Here is an 18,047-nt window from a genome sequence, read left to right on the forward strand (position 1 = left end):
TAAATGAATGTAAAAGAAAATACAGAACGTGTTTTTCGAGAAGTCGCAGAAGCAAGTCTGAGTGCTCATCGCGAGAGTAGCTCAGTCTCTGTCATTGCAGTTACCAAGTATGTAGATGTACCGACAGCGGAAGCCTTGCTTCCGCTAGGGGTTCATCATATCGGTGAAAATCGTGTAGATAAGTTTCTAGAGAAATATCAAGCTTTAAAAGATCAAGATGTGACTTGGCATTTGATTGGTACCTTACAAAGACGTAAGGTGAAAGATGTCATTCAATACGTTGATTATTTCCATGCATTGGATTCAGTAAAGCTAGCAGAGGAAATCCAAAAAAGAAGTGACCGAGTTATCAAGTGTTTCCTTCAAGTAAATATTTCTAAAGAAGAAAGTAAACACGGCTTTTCGAGAGAGGAACTGCTGGAAGTCTTGCCAGAGTTAGCCAAACTAGATAAGATTGAATATGTTGGATTAATGACGATGGCACCTTTTGAGGCTAGCAGTGAGCAGTTGAAAGAAATTTTCAAGGCGACCCAAGATTTACAAAAAGAAATCCAAGAAAAACAAATTCCAAATATGCCTATGACCGACTTAAGTATGGGAATGAGTCGTGATTATAAAGAAGCGATTCAATTCGGTTCCACCTTTGTTCGCATAGGTACAGCATTTTTTAAGTAGGAGAGAACCATGTCTTTAAAAGATAGATTCGATAGATTTATAGATTATTTTACGGAGGATGAGGATTTAAGTCTCCCTAATGAAAAACGAGATGAGCCCATTTTAACTCCAGTAAATTCTACACAGGAAAAGGCTCTCTCAACGAATCAAACACCAAGCACAAGTGGTACAAAAGAAAATAATATTACTAGACTGCATGCACGTCAACAAGAGTTAGCAAAGCAAAATCAGCATTCTACTGAAAAAGTAACAATTGATGTTCGTTATCCTAGAAAATATGAAGATGCGATAGAAATTGTTGATTTATTAGCAGGAAACGAAAGTATTTTGATTGATTTTCAATATATGACTGAAGTGCAAGCTCGTCGTTGTTTAGATTATCTGGATGGAGCTTGCCATGTTCTAGCTGGAAATTTGAAAAAGGTAGCTTCTACCATGTACCTGTTGACACCAGTGAATGTTATTGTAAATGTTGAAGATATTCGTTTACCAGATGAAGATCAACAGGGTGAGTTTGATTTTGATATGAGACGAAATAGAGTACGATAATGATTTTTTTAATTCGTATGATTTATAATGCAGTGGATATTTACTCCCTGATTTTGGTGGCCTTTGCTGTCATGTCTTGGTTTCCAGGCGCCTACGAATCAAGTTTGGGTCGTTGGATTGTAGCATTGGTAAAACCAGTGCTTGCTCCTTTGCAACGCCTGCCTTTACAGATAGCAGGTCTTGATTTATCTGTTTGGGTTGCGATTGTTTTGATTCGATTTTTAGGAGAAAACCTAGTCCGTTTTCTGGCGATGATAGGATGAATAAAGGGATTTACCAGCATTTCTCCATAGAAGATCGTCCCTTTCTTGATAAGGGAATGGAATGGATAAAAAAGGTAGAAGATAGCTATGCTCCTTTTTTAACTCCTTTTATCAATCCTCATCAGGAGAAGCTATTAAAGATTTTGGCCAAAACCTATGGTCTTGCTTGTAGCAGTAGTGGGGAATTCGTCTCGAGTGAGTATGTTCGAGTTTTATTATACCCAGATTATTTCCAGCCAGAGTTTTCAGATTTTGAAATATCTCTCCAGGAAATAGTGTATTCCAATAAATTTGAACACTTAACGCATGCTAAGATTTTAGGGACAGTCATCAATCAATTAGGGATTGAACGGAAACTTTTTGGAGATATCCTAGTAGATGAAGAACGGGCGCAGATTATGATTAATCAGCAGTTTCTTCTTCTCTTTCAAGATGGATTAAAGAAAATTGGCCGTATACCCGTTTCGCTGGAGGAACGTCCTTTCACCGAGAAAATAGATAAGCTAGAACAGTATAGAGAGCTGAATTTATGCGTGTCTAGTTTTAGATTAGATGTTCTTTTATCAAATGTTTTAAAACTATCTAGAAATCAAGCAAACCAGTTGATTGACAAGAAACTTGTCCAAGTAAATTATCATATGGTAGACAAATCAGATTATACTGTTCAAGTTGGAGACTTGATTAGTGTGAGAAAATTTGGGCGTTTGAGGTTACTTCAAGATAAGGGACAAACTAAAAAAGAGAAGAAAAAAATAACAGTCCAGTTGTTATTAAGTAAGTGAGGAAAAATATGCCAATTACATCGTTAGAAATCAAAGATAAAACCTTTAGCACACGCTTTAGAGGTTTTGATCCAGAAGAAGTAGATGAATTTTTAGATATTGTAGTTCGTGATTATGAAGATTTGGTTCGTTCTAATCATGATAAGGATTTACATATTAAAAATTTGGAAGAGCGTTTGTCTTACTTTGATGAGATGAAAGATTCGTTGAGCCAGTCTGTATTGATTGCCCAAGATACAGCTGAGAGAGTGAAACAAACAGCACACGATCGTTCAAATAATATTATTCATCAAGCTGAACAGGATGCACATCGATTATTGGAAGAAGCAAAATACAAGGCAAATGAAATTCTTCGTCAGGCTGCTGACAATGCTAAGAAAGTTGCTGTTGAAACCGAAGAATTGAAGAACAAGAGTCGTGTCTTCCACCAACGTCTCAAATCTACAATTGAGAGTCAGTTGGCTATTGTTGAATCTTCAGATTGGGAAGATATTCTTCGTCCAACAGCTACTTATCTTCAAACCAGTGATGAAGCTTTTAAAGAAGTGGTTAGCGAAGTACTTGGAGAACCGATTCCAGCTCCACTTGAGGAAGAACCAATTGATATGACACGTCAATTTTCTCAAGAAGAAATGACAGAGTTACAGGCTCGTATTGAGGCAGCCAATAAAGAATTGGCTGAATTTGAAGCTCAGGCTAAACAGGAAGTGGAAAATCCAACTCCTGTAGTGAGTCCTCAAATTGAAGAAGTACCTGCTCATCCAGTTGGTCCAATGTATGAAGAACCAGAAGTAGCTCCAGTACATCCTTCGGCTCCAACACCAGCTACAGAAACGTTTGATTCAGCACCAGGATTTGATGCACCGCAAGAATCCGTTACAATTTTATAAGAAATAATCTGAGAACAATATCTTATCCTTATATTTCCAGCGAGCAGGAGATGGTGTGAGCCCTGTAATCCCTATTGATAAGATTATCCTCTCAAACAATCAAGTCTGAATGGAGTAAGATTTGACGTTCCCCACGTTACGGGATAAGAGGAAAAAAGCTGAGTCTTTTTTCGAATAAAGGTGGTACCACGATTTTCGTCCTTTTTGGAAGTCGTGGTTTTTAATTTGTTATTATTTATAAAGGAGATACCATGAAACTCAAAGATACCCTTAATCTTGGGAAAACAGCTTTCCCAATGCGTGCAGGCCTTCCGACCAAAGAGCCAGTTTGGCAAAAGGAATGGGAAGATGCAAAACTTTATCAACGTCGTCAAGAATTGAACCAAGGAAAACCTCATTTCACCTTGCATGATGGCCCTCCATACGCGAACGGAAATATTCACGTTGGACACGCTATGAACAAGATTTCAAAAGATATCATTGTTCGTTCAAAATCAATGTCAGGTTTTTACGCACCATTTATCCCAGGTTGGGATACTCATGGTCTGCCAATCGAGCAAGTTTTGGCAAAACAAGGTGTCAAACGTAAAGAAATGGACTTGGTTGAGTACTTGAAACTTTGCCGTGAATACGCTCTTTCTCAAGTAGATAAACAACGCGAAGACTTCAAACGTTTGGGTGTTTCTGGCGATTGGGAAAATCCATATGTGACTTTGACTCCTGACTATGAAGCAGCCCAAATCCGTGTATTTGGTGAGATGGCTAATAAAGGTTATATCTACCGTGGTGCCAAGCCAGTTTACTGGTCTTGGTCATCTGAGTCAGCCCTTGCTGAAGCAGAAATTGAATACCATGATTTGGTTTCGACTTCCCTTTATTATGCCAATAAGGTAAAAGATGGCAAAGGTGTTCTAGATACAGATACTTATATCGTTGTCTGGACAACTACTCCATTTACCATCACAGCTTCTCGTGGTTTGACTGTTGGTGCAGATATTGATTACGTTTTGGTTCAACCTGCTGGTGAAGCTCGTAAGTTTGTGGTTGCTGCAGAATTGTTGACTAGCTTGTCTGAGAAATTTGGTTGGTCTGATGTTCAAGTTTTGGCAACTTACCGTGGTCAAGAATTGAACCACATCGTAACAGAACATCCATGGGATACAGCTGTAGATGAATTGGTTATCCTTGGTGACCACGTTACAACAGATTCTGGTACAGGTATTGTCCATACCGCCCCTGGTTTTGGTGAGGACGACTACAATGTTGGTATTGCTAATGGTCTTGAAGTCGCAGTGACTGTTGACGAACGTGGTATCATGATGAAGAATGCTGGTCCTGAGTTTGAAGGTCAATTCTATGAAAAGGTAGTTCCAACTGTTATCGAGAAACTTGGTAACCTCCTTCTTGCCCAAGAAGAAATCTCTCACTCATACCCATTTGACTGGCGTACTAAGAAACCAATCATCTGGCGTGCAGTACCACAATGGTTTGCCTCAGTTTCTAAATTCCGCCAAGAAATCTTGGATGAAATTGAAAAAGTGAAATTCCACTCAGAATGGGGTAAAGTCCGTCTTTACAATATGATTCGTGACCGTGGTGACTGGGTCATCTCTCGTCAACGTGCTTGGGGTGTTCCACTTCCTATCTTCTACGCTGAAGATGGTACAGCTATCATGACAGCTGAAACTATTGAACACGTAGCTCAACTTTTTGAAGAACATGGTTCAAGCATTTGGTGGGAACGTGATGCTAAGGATCTCTTGCCAGAAGGATTTACTCATCCAGGTTCACCAAATGGCGAGTTCAAAAAAGAAACAGATATCATGGACGTTTGGTTTGACTCAGGTTCATCATGGAATGGAGTTGTGGTAAATCGTCCAGAGTTGACTTACCCAGCAGACCTTTACTTAGAAGGTTCTGACCAGTACCGTGGTTGGTTCAACTCATCACTCATCACATCTGTTGCCAACCATGGCGTAGCACCTTACAAACAAATCTTGTCACAAGGTTTTGCTCTTGACGGTAAAGGTGAGAAGATGTCTAAATCTCTTGGAAATACCATTGCTCCAAGCGATGTTGAAAAACAATTTGGTGCTGAAATCTTGCGTCTCTGGGTAACAAGTGTTGACTCAAGCAATGACGTGCGTATTTCTATGGATATCTTGAGCCAAGTCTCTGAAACTTACCGTAAAATCCGTAACACCCTTCGATTCTTGATTGCCAATACTTCTGACTTTAACCCAGCTCAAGATTCAGTAGCTTACGAAGAACTTCGTTCAGTTGATAAGTACATGACTATTCGCTTTAACCAGCTTGTCAAGACCATTCGTGCTGCTTATGCAAACTTTGAATTCTTGACAATCTACAAGGCCTTGGTGAACTTTATCAACGTTGATTTGTCAGCCTTCTACCTTGATTTTGCTAAAGACGTTGTTTATATCGAAGGTGCTAAATCACTGGAACGCCGTCAAATGCAGACTGTCTTCTATGACATTCTTGTGAAAATCACCAAACTCTTGACACCAATCCTTCCTCACACTGCGGAAGAAATCTGGTCATATCTTGAGTTTGAAGTAGAAGACTTCGTTCAATTGTCAGAATTGCCAGAAGCAGAAACTTTTGCTAACCAAGAAGAAATCTTGGATACATGGGCTGCCTTCATGGACTTCCGTGGACAAGCTCAAAAAGCCTTGGAAGAAGCCCGTAATGCCAAAGTTATCGGTAAATCACTTGAAGCTCACTTGACAGTTTATCCAAACGAAGTTGTGAAAACTCTACTTGAAGCAGTAAACAGTAATGTAGCTCAACTTTTGATCGTGTCAGACTTGACCATCGCAGAAGGACCAGCTCCAGAAGCTGCTGTTAGCTTCGAAGATGTAGCCTTTACAGTTGAACGCGCTGCAGGTGAAGTATGTGACCGTTGCCGTCGTATCGACCCAACAACAGCAGAACGTAGCTACCACGCAGTCATCTGTGACCACTGTGCAAGCATCGTAGAAGAAAACTTTGCAGACGCAGTCGCAGAAGGATTTGAAGAGAAATAAGGTTGAAAAGTCTAGGGAAAACTCAATTTGAGAAGAAAAGACAACTAATCTTATAGACTATAAAACGCATTGTATCACGTTCAACACCTGATACGATGCGTTTTTATTTATTTTGAAAATTTGTGAGGTGTGATTTTTTATACTCAACAAGAATCAAAGAGAAACTTAGCAAGCTAACAGCAGTAAGATAAAATACAAATTTGATATCGCGGATAAGATTGGTAAATTGTGTCACATTTTTACAATAATAAATTTGTATAGTTGCTTTTGATTTCTGAAAAGTATTATATTTTATTTCATATTATACAAATTTTTATTTTATAATATCAGAAAATACTTTTTTTTTTTTTAGCAAATATGATACAATTTTATTTGAAAAAAAATAAAAAGGAGATTTTATTATGAAATCAAAAACACTTGCTTTAATTAGTGGTATCGTCGGTCTTGTGGGAGGAATTTTACTTCTGATTGGTCCTTTTGTCTTGTTGGGAACAGCGGTAAATACAGCTGCTACAACTCTTAATGGAGGAGCTACTGCAGGGGCTGTTTCAGGTGTTGCCTTACTCTTGAATGCCTTGAAGATTGCAAATCTTGTTCTTGGTATCATTGCTATTGTTTACTATAAAGGAGATAATCGTGTAGGTGCAGCTCCGTCTGTACTAATGATTGTTTCAGGTGGAGTTAGTCTCATTCCATTCTTAGGATGGGTTGGGGGGATTCTTGCTATTATTGGAGGATCTCTATTCCTTGCAACATTGAAGAAATTCAAATCAGAAGAATAAAAGGTATTTTAGCATGAAAAGAACAAAAAAGTTTATCGGTCTAGGAGCAGTTCTATTATCTGTTTCTCTTCTCACTGCATGTGGAGCACAAAATTCAAAGACTACTTCAACAAGTAATGATGAGAAGACAGTAGCAACATCTAATACCTCAAAAGAAACAATCACTCTTGATACACCGGTTGTAACAGACGATGCGATTGAATCAATACGTACTTATGCAGATTATATAGATCTTTATAAAAAGATTTTTGATGATTATTTTACTAAAGCTGAGGAAAGTTTCAAAGGCACAGCTATGGAAAATAATGAGTCGTTTACCAAACTAAAAGAGTCAACTCAAAAATTATTCGATGCGCAGAAAAAAATATATGATTTGCTAGGGTCTACTGAGCTCAAGGAAGATGATAAATCAAAATTGTCTCAACAATTGAAAGACTTTAGAGACAATTTGCAAAAACAGTTGAAAACTTTGACATCTCAACTACAGTAAGATAGAAATTTTTTTGTAGTAATTGAGAATAATTGGTTAAATTACACCCCAAATGTTAGAAATTGGGGTGTTTTTTAAAGGTTAAATAATGAAGATAGAATAGAAACAACCAAAAACAAAGTGATTGCCAAACATTGTCAAACAGTCCTTTCCTTTTTGGTTTTGACTAGCTTTTTTGTGAAAAATTGTGTAAAATAGAATAGATAAACGAGGGAAAACCTCGGAAAATTTAAAGGAGAATCCATCTAATGGTAAAATTGGTTTTTGCTCGCCACGGTGAGTCTGAATGGAACAAAGCTAACCTTTTCACTGGTTGGGCTGATGTTGATTTGTCTGAAAAAGGTACACAACAAGCGATTGACGCTGGTAAATTGATCAAAGAAGCTGGTATCGAATTTGACCAAGCTTACACTTCAGTATTGAAACGTGCAATCAAAACAACGAACTTGGCTCTTGAAGCTTCTGACCAATTGTGGGTTCCAGTTGAAAAATCATGGCGCTTGAACGAACGTCACTACGGTGGTTTGACTGGTAAAAACAAAGCTGAAGCTGCTGAACAATTTGGTGATGAGCAAGTTCACATCTGGCGTCGTTCATACGATGTATTGCCTCCAAACATGGATCGTGATGATGAGCACTCAGCTCACACAGACCGTCGTTATGCTTCACTTGACGACTCAGTAATCCCAGATGCTGAAAACTTGAAAGTGACTTTGGAACGTGCTCTTCCATTCTGGGAAGATAAAATCGCTCCAGCTCTTAAAGATGGTAAAAACGTATTCGTAGGAGCTCACGGTAACTCAATCCGTGCCCTTGTAAAACACATCAAAGGTTTGTCAGATGACGAAATCATGGACGTGGAAATCCCTAACTTCCCACCATTGGTATTCGAATTCGACGAAAAATTGAATGTAGTTTCTGAATACTACCTTGGAAAATAAAAAATTGTAAGCCTAGGATTGATTTCTAGGCTTTTTATGTTAGTATGGAAGTATGATAAGGAATAAAAAACAAGATTATGTACTGGCCTACAAGCAACCAGCATCAAGAACATATAAGGGTTGGGAAGAAGAGGCTTTACCAATAGGCAATGGTTCTTTAGGGGCAAAAGTATTTGGCTTTATAGGGGCTGAACGGATTCAATTTAATGAAAAAAGTCTCTGGTCTGGTGGTCCACTTCCTGATAGTTCAGATTATCAGGGTGGAAATCTTCAGGACCAGTATGGTTTTTTAGCTGAGATTCGGCAGGCTTTGGAGAAGAGAGACTACAATACTGCTAAGGAACTGGCTGAACAGCACCTAGTCGGGCCCCAAACGAGTCAATATGGGACCTATCTGTCCTTTGGGGATATTCATATTGAGTTTAGTAATCAAGGCAAGACTTTGTCTCAGGTGGCGGACTATCAGAGACAGCTGAATATTAGTAAGGCACTTGCGACGACTTCTTATGTCTATAAGGGAACGCGATTTGAACGTGAAGCCTTTGCGAGTTTTCCAGATGATCTCTTGGTTCAGCTCTTTACTAAGGAAGGGTTGGAAACTCTAGATTTTACTATAGAACTATCCTTGACCCGTGATTTGGCTTCTGATGGAAAGTATGAGCAGGAAAAATCTGATTACAAGGAATGTAAGTTGGATATTACTGATTCTCATATCTTGATGAAGGGAAGAGTTAAGGACAATGACCTGCAGTTTGCTAGTTATCTAGCTTGGCAAACAGATGGAGACATTAGAGTCTGGTCGGATAAGGTCCAGATATCAGGAGCAAGTTATGCCAATCTCTTCTTGGCGGCTAAGACAGATTTTGCCCAAAATCCTGCTAGCAATTATCGCAAGAAACTAGATTTAGAGCAACAGGTGATAGACTTGGTGGAGATAGCTAAAGAAAAGGGCTATACCCGATTGAAATCAAGGCATATTGAGGACTACCAAGCCTTATTCCAGCGTGTTCAATTGGATTTGGGAGCTGATTTTGAATCATCCCCTACGGATGATTTGCTAAAAAATTATAAGCCGCAAGAAGGGCAGGCTTTGGAGGAGCTGTTCTTCCAGTATGGACGGTATTTATTGATTAGTTCTTCCAGAGATTGTCCAGATGCTCTACCAGCTAACTTGCAAGGAGTCTGGAATGCGGTCGACAATCCTCCTTGGAATTCGGACTATCACCTGAATATCAACCTGCAGATGAATTATTGGCCAGCCTATGTTACCAATCTCCTAGAGACGGCTTTCCCAGTCATCAACTATATCGATGATTTGCGTGTCTATGGTCGTCTAGCGGCTGCAAGGTATGCAGGAATCGTCTCTCAGGAAGGGGAGGAGAATGGTTGGTTGGTCCATACCCAAGCGACTCCTTTTGGCTGGACGGCACCTGGTTGGGATTACTATTGGGGTTGGTCTCCAGCTGCCAATGCGTGGATGATGCAAACTGTTTATGAAGCCTATTCATTTTATAGGGACCAAGACTATCTCAGGGATAAAATTTATCCCATGTTGAGGGAAACGGTTCGTTTTTGGAATGATTTTTTACATGAGGATAGGCAGGCGCAGCGTTGGGTGTCTTCTCCGTCTTATTCTCCAGAACATGGGCCGATTTCGATTGGCAATACCTATGACCAATCTCTGATTTGGCAGTTATTTCATGATTTTATTCAGGCTGCTCAGGAATTGGGACTGGATGAGACTTTGTTGACTGAGGTCAAGGAGAAGTTTGACTTGCTTAATCCTCTACAAATCACTCAATCTGGTCGAATCAGGGAGTGGTATGAGGAGGAAGAGCAACATTTTCAAAATGAGAAAGTGGAGGCCCAGCATCGGCACGTTTCCCATCTAGTGGGACTTTATCCTGGCAATCTCTTTAGCTATAAGGGGCAGGAGTATCTTGAAGCCGCGCGTGCTAGTCTCAATGATCGTGGAGATGGGGGCACAGGTTGGTCCAAGGCTAATAAGATCAATCTCTGGGCGCGTTTGGGAGATGGCAATCGAGCCCATAAATTATTAGCAGAGCAGTTAAAGTCATCCACCTTGCCAAATCTTTGGTGTAGCCACCCTCCTTTTCAGATAGATGGTAATTTTGGTGCTAGCAGTGGCATGGCAGAAATGTTACTCCAGTCTCATTCAGCTTATCTGGTACCTCTAGTCGCCCTACCCGATGCATGGTCAAGAGGTTCCGTTTCAGGCTTAATGGCACGTGGACATTTTGAAATTAGCATGAGATGGGCGGATAAAAAACTCTTACAGTTGACCATTTTATCAAGAAGTGGAGGAGATTTGCGAGTCTCTTATCCAGGTATTGAGAAGAGTGTGATTAAAATGAATCAAGAAAAAATAAAAGCGAAATGCATGGGGAAAGATTGTATTTCGGTGGCAACAGCAGAAGGTGATCTGGTTCAATTTTATTTTTAAGAAGATGTTATACTCTTCTTAAATCTCTTCAAACCACGTCAGCGTCGCCTTACCGTAGGTATGGTTACTGACTTCGTCAGTTCTATCCACAACCTCAAAACGCTGTTTTGAGCAACCTGCGGCTAGCTTCCTAGTTTGCTCTTTGATTTTCATTGAGTATTAGAAGGCAGTAATTTGATACTGCCTTTTAATAAGGATTTGAGAATGTAAGCAGTTTCCAACTAGTTGAAAAAGCGTTATAATGGTAATATGAAGTAATTTGTTTAAGAGAGGGTGGCACTGATGGCTTATATTGAGATGAAACACTGTTACAAGCGTTATCAGGTTGGGGACACGGAGATTGTGGCCAATCGCGATGTGAATTTTGAAATCGAAAAGGGTGAATTGGTTATTATCCTTGGTGCATCTGGTGCAGGCAAGTCAACGGTTCTTAACCTTCTTGGGGGAATGGATACCAATGATGAAGGGGAGATTTGGATTGATGGTGTCAATATTGCCGACTACAATTCCAACCAGAGGACCAATTATCGTAGAAATGATGTCGGGTTTGTTTTTCAGTTTTATAATCTAGTGTCCAATTTGACAGCTAAGGAAAATGTGGAGTTGGCTTCTGAAATCGTGACGGATGCCTTGGATTCTGAGCAGGTCTTGATAGATGTAGGTCTGGTTCATCGTCTCAATAACTTTCCAGCCCAGCTTTCTGGAGGGGAGCAACAGCGAGTCTCCATTGCACGCGCGGTAGCCAAAAATCCTAAAATTCTCCTTTGTGACGAACCGACTGGAGCCTTGGATTATCAGACGGGCAAGCAGGTTTTGAAAATCCTCCAAGATATGTCTCGTCAAAAGGGAGCGACGGTGATCATTGTGACTCACAATGGAGCTTTGGCGCCCATTGCTGATCGCGTGATTCATATGCACGATGCCAGTGTCAAGGATGTGGTGATCAACCAGCATCCTCAGGATATCGACAGTTTGGAGTACTAGCATGATCAAGCGAAAAACCTATTGGAAGGACTTAATTCAGTCCTTCACAGGCTCCAAGGGGCGTTTTTTATCCATCTTGACCTTGATGATGTTGGGATCTTTAGCCCTAGTAGGTCTCAAAGTAACCAGTCCCAACATGGAGGCGACAGCTAATGCTTATTTAACAACTGCTCAAACCTTGGATTTGGCAGTTATGTCTAATTATGGTTTGGATCAAGCAGATCAAGAAGAACTAGAACAGATAGAGGGCGCAGAGGTTGAGTTTGGCTATTTGACAGATGTGACTATGGAGAATGGGCAGGATGCCATTCGGCTGTACTCCAAACCAGAGCGAATTTCAACCTTTCAGCTAAGAGAGGGACGACTTCCTCAGTCAGACCAGGAAATCGCTTTGGCCAGTCATTTGCAAGGCCAATACAGCGTGGGACAGGAGATTAGTTTTAAAGAAAAAGAAGAGGGTCATTCCTCTTTAAAAGACCATGCTTATACCATTACTGGTTTTGTGGATTCAGCTGAAATCCTCTCCCAGCGAGATATGGGCTACGCAGGAAGTGGAAGTGGGACTCTGACAGCCTATGGAGTGATTTTGCCTAGCCAGTTTGATCAGAAAGTCTATAATATAGCACGTTTGAAATATCAAGATTTAGCAGGTTTAAATGCCTTTTCAGAAGCTTATGAAGAAAAATCCAAGCAACATCAGGAAGACCTTGAACAAGCTTTGTCAGATAATGGCAAGGCACGTCTACAAGTCTTGAAAAAAGAAGGCCAAGAGTCTTTAGACAAAGGTCAAGAGACCCTTGACAAGGCTGAGACTAATTTGCAGGAAGGCAAGCGTCGTTTAGCAGCTGCTCAAGCTCGTATACAGGCTCAAGAAAGTCAACTAGCCTTGCTTCCTCAAGCTCAGAGAGAGCAGGCTAGTGCTCAACTTACCCAAGCTAAGCAGGAATTGAGCAAGGAAGAGGACAAACTAAAGCAGGCCGAACAAAATTTAGCCCAAGAAAAGGAAAAATTAGAAAAACATCAGCAAGTCTTGGATGATTTAGCTGAGCCCAAGTATCAAGTCTATAATCGGCAAACCATGCCAGGGGGTCAAGGCTACCTCATGTACAGTAATGCTTCAGCCAGTATTCGGGCAGTGGGCAATATCTTTCCGGTAGTGCTTTATGCCGTAGCGGCTATGGTGACCTTCACAACTATGACTCGTTTTGTGGATGAAGAGCGAACACATGCAGGGATTTTTAAGGCCTTGGGCTATCGTAGCAAGGATATTATCGCCAAGTTTCTCCTCTACGGCCTAGTAGCTGGGACTGTCGGAACAGCTCTAGGTAGTATACTTGGCCATTATTTACTAGCCAGTGTGATTTCAAGTGTCATTACAAAAGGAATGGTAGTGGGAGAAACTCAGATTCAGTTCTATTGGACTTATAGCTTACTAGCTCTAGGTTTGAGTTGGTTGGCGAGTGTGTTACCAGCCTACTTGGTAGCTCGTAGGGAACTTCATGATGAAGCAGCCCAGCTTTTACTGCCTAAACCTCCTGTTAAAGGAGCTAAAATCTTACTGGAGCGCATCGGTTTTATTTGGCGTCGTCTCAGTTTTACTCATAAGGTAACAGCTCGCAATATCTTCCGTTATAAGCAGCGGATGTTGATGACGATCTTTGGTGTGGCAGGTTCTGTGGCCCTGCTCTTTGCAGGTTTGGGAATCCAATCCTCTGTAGCAGGAGTTCCGTCTAGACAGTTTCAACAAATCCAACAGTATCAGATGATTGTCTCTGAAAATCCTAGTGCGACCAATCAAGACAAAGCAAATCTAGAAGAAGTGTTGAAAGGGCAGGATATCCAAGCCTATCAGAAAATCTATTCAAAAACGCTAGACAAGGATTTCAAAGGCAAGGCTGGTCTTCAAACCATTACCCTTATGATGACAGAGAAGGAAGATTTGACTCCCTTTATCCATCTGCAACATCATCAGCAAGAGTTGACATTAAAAGATGGAGTTGTCATCACAGATAAACTTGCCCAGCTGGCAGGTGTCAAGGTTGGACAGACTCTAGAAATTGAAGGTAAGAAGCTAAAGGTCGCTGCTATTGCTGAGAACTACGTTGGTCACTTTATTTATATGAGTCAGACTGACTATGAGCAACTTTACGGACAGTTACCCCAAGCCAACACTTATCTGGTTTCGCTAAAGGATTCTAGTTCGCCTAGTATCGAAAGACAGGCCGGCTTACTTATGAATCAATCTGCGGTGTCCAGCGTTGTCCAGAATGCTTCAGCCATTCGACTCTTTGACTCGGTCGCTAGATCACTCAATCAGACCATGACCATCTTGGTCATCGTATCGGTTCTGTTGGCTATGGTTATTCTTTACAATCTGACCAATATCAACGTAGCTGAGAGAATCCGTGAACTCTCCACTATCAAGGTTCTCGGTTTTCATAATAATGAAGTCACTCTCTACATTTACCGTGAGACGATTGTGCTGTCCCTTGTGGGAATTGTACTTGGTCTGGTATCAGGTTTCTATTTACACCAATTTTTGATTCAAATGATTTCGCCTGCGACCATTCTCTTTTATCCGCAGGTAGGCTGGGAAGTCTATGTAATCCCAGTGGCAGCAGTAAGCATCATTTTGACCTTGCTTGGTTTCTTTGTCAATTATCATCTGAGAAAGGTTGATATGCTTGAAGCTTTGAAATCTGTAGAGTAATACTCTTCGAAAATCTCTTCAAATCACGTCAGCTATATCTACAACCTCAAAACAGTGTCTTGAGTAGCCTGAGGCTAGAGTCTTAGTTTACTCTTTGATTTTCATTGAGTATAAGGTAGTTGTTTTTAGCTGATTGAACTTATATTTACTCGTAAACAAAAATCCTCCGTTTCAAAGAGTAGGGAACTCTTTGTTACAGAGGATTTTTTCTATAGGGCTTTAGCAGCTGCAATTGCGGCTTCGAAGTTTGGTTCAGAGTTGATATTATCCACGTATTCAACATAGCGAATCGTATTGTCAGTATCGAGGACAAAGACTGCGCGTGCCAATAGATGCCACTCATTGATTAAGAGGGCATAATCACGTCCAAAGGAATGGTCGAAATAGTCTGAGAGCATGATGGCATTTTCAATACCTTCAGCACCGCACCAACGTTTTTGGGCAAAAGGGAGGTCCATGGAAACAGTCAAGACAACTGTATTATCCAGTCCAGCCAATTCTTCATTAAAACGACGCGTTTGAGTTGAACAGATACCTGTATCGATAGAAGGCACGACACTCAAGACTTTTTTCTTGCCATCAAAATCAGCTAGAGATTTTTTAGAAAGGTCTGTTGTAGTGAGTGAAAAATCAAGCGCCTTGTCGCCGACTTGTAGTTGTTTACCTGTAAAGCTTACAGGATTTCCGAGAAAAGTTACCATAGGATACTCCAATCTTTTTTCTTCCATTTTAGCTGAAACGGTTAGAATTTTCCAATGATTTGACCGGAAATATGGGTATAGAAAAAACGCCAGCTCATGTGAGAATGACGTTTTTCAGAGGCTTATACTCAATGAAAATCAAAGAACAAACTAGGAAGCTAGCCACAGGCTGTACTTGAGTACGGCAAGGCGACGCTGATGTGGTTTGAATTTGATTTTCGAAGAGTATTATTTTGCCAATCCTTCAGCAATCTTGTCAAGGTTGTATTTCATCATGTTGTAGTAGCTGTCGCCTTCTTTACCTTGTTCTGCGATAGAGTCAGTAAAGATTTGTGCGTAGATTGGGATGTTTGTGTCTTGAGAAACAGTCTTCATTGGACGGTCATCCACACTTGATTCTACAAAGAGTGAAGGAGTTTTTGTTTGGCGAAGTTTTTCAACCAAGGTCTTGATTTGGTCAGGAGTTCCTTCTTCTTCAGTATTGATTTCCCAAATATAGGCACTTGGGACACCGTAGGCTTTAGAGAAGTATTTGAAGCATCCTTCGCTGGTTACAATGAGTTTTTTCTCAGCAGGGATGTTGTTAAATTTCTCCTTAGCTTCCTTGTCAAGTTTGTCTAGCTTATCAGTATATTCTTTGAGATTTTTTTCGTAGAATTCCTTGTTGCTAGGGTCTTTAGCGCTTAATTGTTTTGCGATATTTTTAGCAAAGATCATACCGTTTTCAAGGTTAAGCCAAGCGTGTGGGTCTTCTTTGCCTTTTTCGTTTTGACCTTCAAGGTAGATAACATCAACGCCTTCGCTGACTGCAAAGTAGTCTTTGTTTTCAGTTTTCTTGGCATTTTCTACCAATTTTGTAAACCAAGCATTGCCACCTGTTTCAAGGTTGATACCGTTATAGAAAATCAAATCAGCTTGAGAAGTTTTCTTAACGTCTTCAGGAAGTGGTTCGTATTCGTGTGGGTCTTGACCAACAGGAACGATACTGTGAAGATCAATCTTGTCACCAGCAATATTTTTAGTAATATCAGCGATGATTGAGTTTGTAGCAACAACTTTTAGTTTTTGACCAGAAGCTGCATCTTTTTTTCCACTAGTACATGCTACAAGAGCGATGACGGAAAGAAAGAGAACGAGTAATGTACCTAATTTTTTCATTAGATCCTCCAATTTATTGGGGTTTTGCCCCTTATTTTAACAAATGTTTATTTTTCAGTTTCAAATATCGTTGTTTTGGAGCGATAAAGAAGCTAATGAGAAAGAAACTAGCAGCTGTGAGCACGATACTAGAACCTGCCGCAACGTTAAAGCTATAGCCGATAAAGAGCCCCAAAACTGAAGCTATCGCTCCAAAGGTTGAGGAAAGGAAAATCATGCTTTTCAGGCTATTAGCATACAGATAAGCAGTTGCAGCTGGGGTAATCAGCATGGCTACAATCAGGATAGTTCCGACACTTTGCATGGCTGTCACAGACACGAGAGTCAGGAGTACCATGAGAAGGTAGTGATAGAAATTGACAGGCATTCCCATGGCTTTAGCCAAGAGTTCATCAAAGGAAGTTATCAAGAGTTGCTTGAAGAAAATCCAGATTAACAAGAGAATGGCTGCCCCTACCCCCATGGTAATAAACATATCCGTATCTTGGACGGCCAGGATATTACCAAAAAGGATATGGAAAAGGTCAGTTGAACTTTTAGCGACACTAATCAAGATGATACCGAGGGCTAAGAAAGAAGAAAAGGTAATGCCGATGGCGGTATCGCTTTTGATAATCGAGTTTCCCTTGATGTAGGTAATAATGATGGCAGCTAGCAATCCAAAGACAATGGCTCCGATAAAGAAGTCAACGCCCAAGATGAAGGAGAGGGCTACACCTGGCAAGACAGCATGTGAAATGGCATCTCCCATGAGTGACATCCCGCGTAGAATGATGAAACATCCTACAGCTCCAGCTACGACCCCGACGACAATGGCTGTTATCAAGGCATTTTGTAAGAAATGGAATTTTTGCAATCCATCGATAAATTCTGCAATCATAGGTCACCTCCATTGAAAAAGAGTCGATTACCGTAAGCTTCTTTGAGATTGGCTTCGGTAAAGGTTTCTTTGGTTGGACCAAAGGCAATCACTTCTCGATTGACAAGCAAGACTTGATCGAAGTAGTGGGCAACCTTGCTGAGGTCGTGGTGGACGATGAGAACCGTCTTCCCAGCTTTTTTCAGATCTCTCAGCGTATTCATGATGATTTCCTCACTAACAGAGTCAATCCCAACAAAGGGTTCATCCAAGAGGATATAGTCGGCTTCCTGCACCAAACATCTGGCAATCAAGACCCGCTGGAACTGACCTCCAGACAGTTGACTGATTTGACGTTCAGCGTAGTCAGCTAGACCGACAATTTCAAGGGCCTCTTGCACTTTCTTCCAATGTTTAGCCTTTAAACTTCGAAAGAGAGGGATAGAGGGAAAGAGTCCTAGCGAGACACATTCCTTGACCTTGATGGGAAAGTTGTAGTCGATATTGATTTTTTGTTCGACATAGGCGATTCGATGTAAGGATTTTTTAACTTCCTTGTCATCGAGAAATGCCTGACCTTGATGTGGGATAATTCCCAGCATCCCTTTTAATAATGTTGATTTCCCAGCACCGTTTGGACCAATAATACCGGTAATTGTTGGTCCGTGGAGCACTAGTGAAATATCCTTAAGTGCCAACGTTTCTTTGTAGGAGACACTGAGGTTTTCGATACGTATCATAAACTTGTATTCCTC

General features: G+C 40.7%; 16 protein-coding genes. 12 read left to right on the top strand and 4 right to left on the bottom strand.

The annotated features are described in order from the left end of the window. Positions 1-3 precede the first annotated feature (3 nt). The 12 genes from KV696_RS04870 to KV696_RS04925 all read left to right on the top strand — a co-directional run bounded on the left by KV696_RS04870 (position 4) and on the right by KV696_RS04925 (position 14,574). Positions 4-675, top strand: coding sequence for a YggS family pyridoxal phosphate-dependent enzyme (locus KV696_RS04870; protein WP_023943739.1), 672 nt, complete (start codon positions 4-6; stop codon positions 673-675). A 9-nt stretch (positions 676-684) separates the two neighbouring features. Continuing rightward, entirely contained in the window at positions 685-1,224 is a 540-nt protein-coding gene (locus tag KV696_RS04875; protein ID WP_049531827.1) for a cell division protein SepF, read from the top strand. After that, positions 1,224-1,487 carry a YggT family protein gene (locus tag KV696_RS04880; RefSeq protein WP_000576512.1) on the top strand — a complete coding sequence of 88 codons (264 nt, stop codon included), beginning with the start codon at positions 1,224-1,226 and terminating at the stop codon, positions 1,485-1,487. Before KV696_RS04875 ends, KV696_RS04880 begins: the two co-directional genes overlap by 1 nt. Next, positions 1,484-2,269 (top strand): YlmH family RNA-binding protein, encoded by a 786-nt coding sequence (locus KV696_RS04885; protein ID WP_219967022.1) that lies wholly within the window; start codon positions 1,484-1,486, stop codon positions 2,267-2,269. Before KV696_RS04880 ends, KV696_RS04885 begins: the two co-directional genes overlap by 4 nt. Positions 2,270-2,277: 8 nt before the next feature. Continuing rightward, positions 2,278-3,159 carry a DivIVA domain-containing protein gene (locus KV696_RS04890; RefSeq protein WP_309147682.1) on the top strand — a complete coding sequence of 294 codons (882 nt, stop codon included), beginning with the start codon at positions 2,278-2,280 and terminating at the stop codon, positions 3,157-3,159. Between the two features lie 251 nt (positions 3,160-3,410). Continuing rightward, on the top strand, positions 3,411-6,203 hold the full coding sequence (ileS, locus tag KV696_RS04895; protein ID WP_219967023.1) for an isoleucine--tRNA ligase: 2,793 nt from the start codon (positions 3,411-3,413) through the stop codon (positions 6,201-6,203). A gap of 401 nt (positions 6,204-6,604) precedes the next feature. Beyond that, positions 6,605-6,985 carry a hypothetical protein gene (locus KV696_RS04900; RefSeq protein WP_000837844.1) on the top strand — a complete coding sequence of 127 codons (381 nt, stop codon included), beginning with the start codon at positions 6,605-6,607 and terminating at the stop codon, positions 6,983-6,985. A 13-nt stretch (positions 6,986-6,998) separates the two neighbouring features. Continuing rightward, on the top strand, positions 6,999-7,475 hold the full coding sequence (locus KV696_RS04905; RefSeq protein WP_219967024.1) for a hypothetical protein: 477 nt from the start codon (positions 6,999-7,001) through the stop codon (positions 7,473-7,475). Between the two features lie 248 nt (positions 7,476-7,723). Beyond that, positions 7,724-8,416, top strand: a complete 693-nt coding sequence (locus tag KV696_RS04910) for a phosphoglycerate mutase (RefSeq protein ID WP_000240129.1) — start codon at positions 7,724-7,726, stop codon at positions 8,414-8,416. A 52-nt stretch (positions 8,417-8,468) separates the two neighbouring features. Then, positions 8,469-10,880 carry a glycoside hydrolase family 95 protein gene (locus KV696_RS04915; protein ID WP_219967025.1) on the top strand — a complete coding sequence of 804 codons (2,412 nt, stop codon included), beginning with the start codon at positions 8,469-8,471 and terminating at the stop codon, positions 10,878-10,880. 282 nt (positions 10,881-11,162) lie between these two features. Next, a complete protein-coding gene (locus tag KV696_RS04920) occupies positions 11,163-11,864 on the top strand; it encodes an ABC transporter ATP-binding protein (protein ID WP_219967026.1) in 702 nt (233 codons plus the stop codon). Position 11,865: 1 nt separating this feature from the next. Continuing rightward, the gene (locus KV696_RS04925) at positions 11,866-14,574 is read left to right on the top strand and encodes an ABC transporter permease (protein WP_219967027.1); all 2,709 of its coding nucleotides are present in this window, start codon (positions 11,866-11,868) and stop codon (positions 14,572-14,574) included. 209 nt (positions 14,575-14,783) lie between these two features. On the opposite strand, the gene tpx is transcribed toward KV696_RS04925, so the two are convergent. The 4 genes from tpx to KV696_RS04945 all read right to left on the bottom strand — a co-directional run bounded on the left by tpx (position 14,784) and on the right by KV696_RS04945 (position 18,032). Beyond that, on the bottom strand, positions 14,784-15,275 hold the full coding sequence (gene tpx, locus KV696_RS04930) for a thiol peroxidase (protein ID WP_000256026.1): 492 nt from the start codon (positions 15,273-15,275) through the stop codon (positions 14,784-14,786). Positions 15,276-15,503: 228 nt separating this feature from the next. Then, positions 15,504-16,433 carry a metal ABC transporter substrate-binding lipoprotein/adhesin PsaA gene (gene psaA, locus KV696_RS04935; protein WP_045611179.1) on the bottom strand — a complete coding sequence of 310 codons (930 nt, stop codon included), beginning with the start codon at positions 16,431-16,433 and terminating at the stop codon, positions 15,504-15,506. A 31-nt stretch (positions 16,434-16,464) separates the two neighbouring features. Further along, positions 16,465-17,313: a metal ABC transporter permease gene (locus KV696_RS04940; RefSeq protein ID WP_094753186.1), complete on the bottom strand. Its 849-nt coding sequence runs from the start codon at positions 17,311-17,313 to the stop codon at positions 16,465-16,467. After that, positions 17,310-18,032 carry a metal ABC transporter ATP-binding protein gene (locus KV696_RS04945; protein WP_000619145.1) on the bottom strand — a complete coding sequence of 241 codons (723 nt, stop codon included), beginning with the start codon at positions 18,030-18,032 and terminating at the stop codon, positions 17,310-17,312. Before KV696_RS04945 ends, KV696_RS04940 begins: the two co-directional genes overlap by 4 nt. Between the last annotated feature and the right edge of the window lie 15 nt (positions 18,033-18,047).

Origin of the sequence: Streptococcus humanilactis (assembly GCF_019448275.1) — a bacterium.
Taxonomy (GTDB): Bacteria; Bacillota; Bacilli; order Lactobacillales; family Streptococcaceae; genus Streptococcus; species Streptococcus humanilactis.

What these genes read in the sequence shown, in the direction of transcription:
- ileS (WP_219967023.1), top strand. Translation starts at nt 3,411, where the DNA reads ATGAAACTCAAAGATACCCTTAATCTTGGGAAAACAGCTTTCCCAATG.
- KV696_RS04905 (WP_219967024.1), top strand. Translation starts at nt 6,999, where the DNA reads ATGAAAAGAACAAAAAAGTTTATCGGTCTAGGAGCAGTTCTATTATCT.
- KV696_RS04925 (WP_219967027.1), top strand. Translation starts at nt 11,866, where the DNA reads ATGATCAAGCGAAAAACCTATTGGAAGGACTTAATTCAGTCCTTCACA.
- KV696_RS04900 (WP_000837844.1), top strand. Translation starts at nt 6,605, where the DNA reads ATGAAATCAAAAACACTTGCTTTAATTAGTGGTATCGTCGGTCTTGTG.
- KV696_RS04915 (WP_219967025.1), top strand. Translation starts at nt 8,469, where the DNA reads ATGATAAGGAATAAAAAACAAGATTATGTACTGGCCTACAAGCAACCA.
- KV696_RS04880 (WP_000576512.1), top strand. Translation starts at nt 1,224, where the DNA reads ATGATTTTTTTAATTCGTATGATTTATAATGCAGTGGATATTTACTCC.
- KV696_RS04920 (WP_219967026.1), top strand. Translation starts at nt 11,163, where the DNA reads ATGGCTTATATTGAGATGAAACACTGTTACAAGCGTTATCAGGTTGGG.
- KV696_RS04885 (WP_219967022.1), top strand. Translation starts at nt 1,484, where the DNA reads ATGAATAAAGGGATTTACCAGCATTTCTCCATAGAAGATCGTCCCTTT.
- KV696_RS04870 (WP_023943739.1), top strand. Translation starts at nt 4, where the DNA reads ATGAATGTAAAAGAAAATACAGAACGTGTTTTTCGAGAAGTCGCAGAA.
- KV696_RS04875 (WP_049531827.1), top strand. Translation starts at nt 685, where the DNA reads ATGTCTTTAAAAGATAGATTCGATAGATTTATAGATTATTTTACGGAG.
- KV696_RS04910 (WP_000240129.1), top strand. Translation starts at nt 7,724, where the DNA reads ATGGTAAAATTGGTTTTTGCTCGCCACGGTGAGTCTGAATGGAACAAA.
- psaA (WP_045611179.1), bottom strand. Translation starts at nt 16,433, where the DNA reads ATGAAAAAATTAGGTACATTACTCGTTCTCTTTCTTTCCGTCATCGCT.
- KV696_RS04945 (WP_000619145.1), bottom strand. Translation starts at nt 18,032, where the DNA reads ATGATACGTATCGAAAACCTCAGTGTCTCCTACAAAGAAACGTTGGCA.
- KV696_RS04940 (WP_094753186.1), bottom strand. Translation starts at nt 17,313, where the DNA reads ATGATTGCAGAATTTATCGATGGATTGCAAAAATTCCATTTCTTACAA.
- tpx (WP_000256026.1), bottom strand. Translation starts at nt 15,275, where the DNA reads ATGGTAACTTTTCTCGGAAATCCTGTAAGCTTTACAGGTAAACAACTA.
- KV696_RS04890 (WP_309147682.1), top strand. Translation starts at nt 2,278, where the DNA reads ATGCCAATTACATCGTTAGAAATCAAAGATAAAACCTTTAGCACACGC.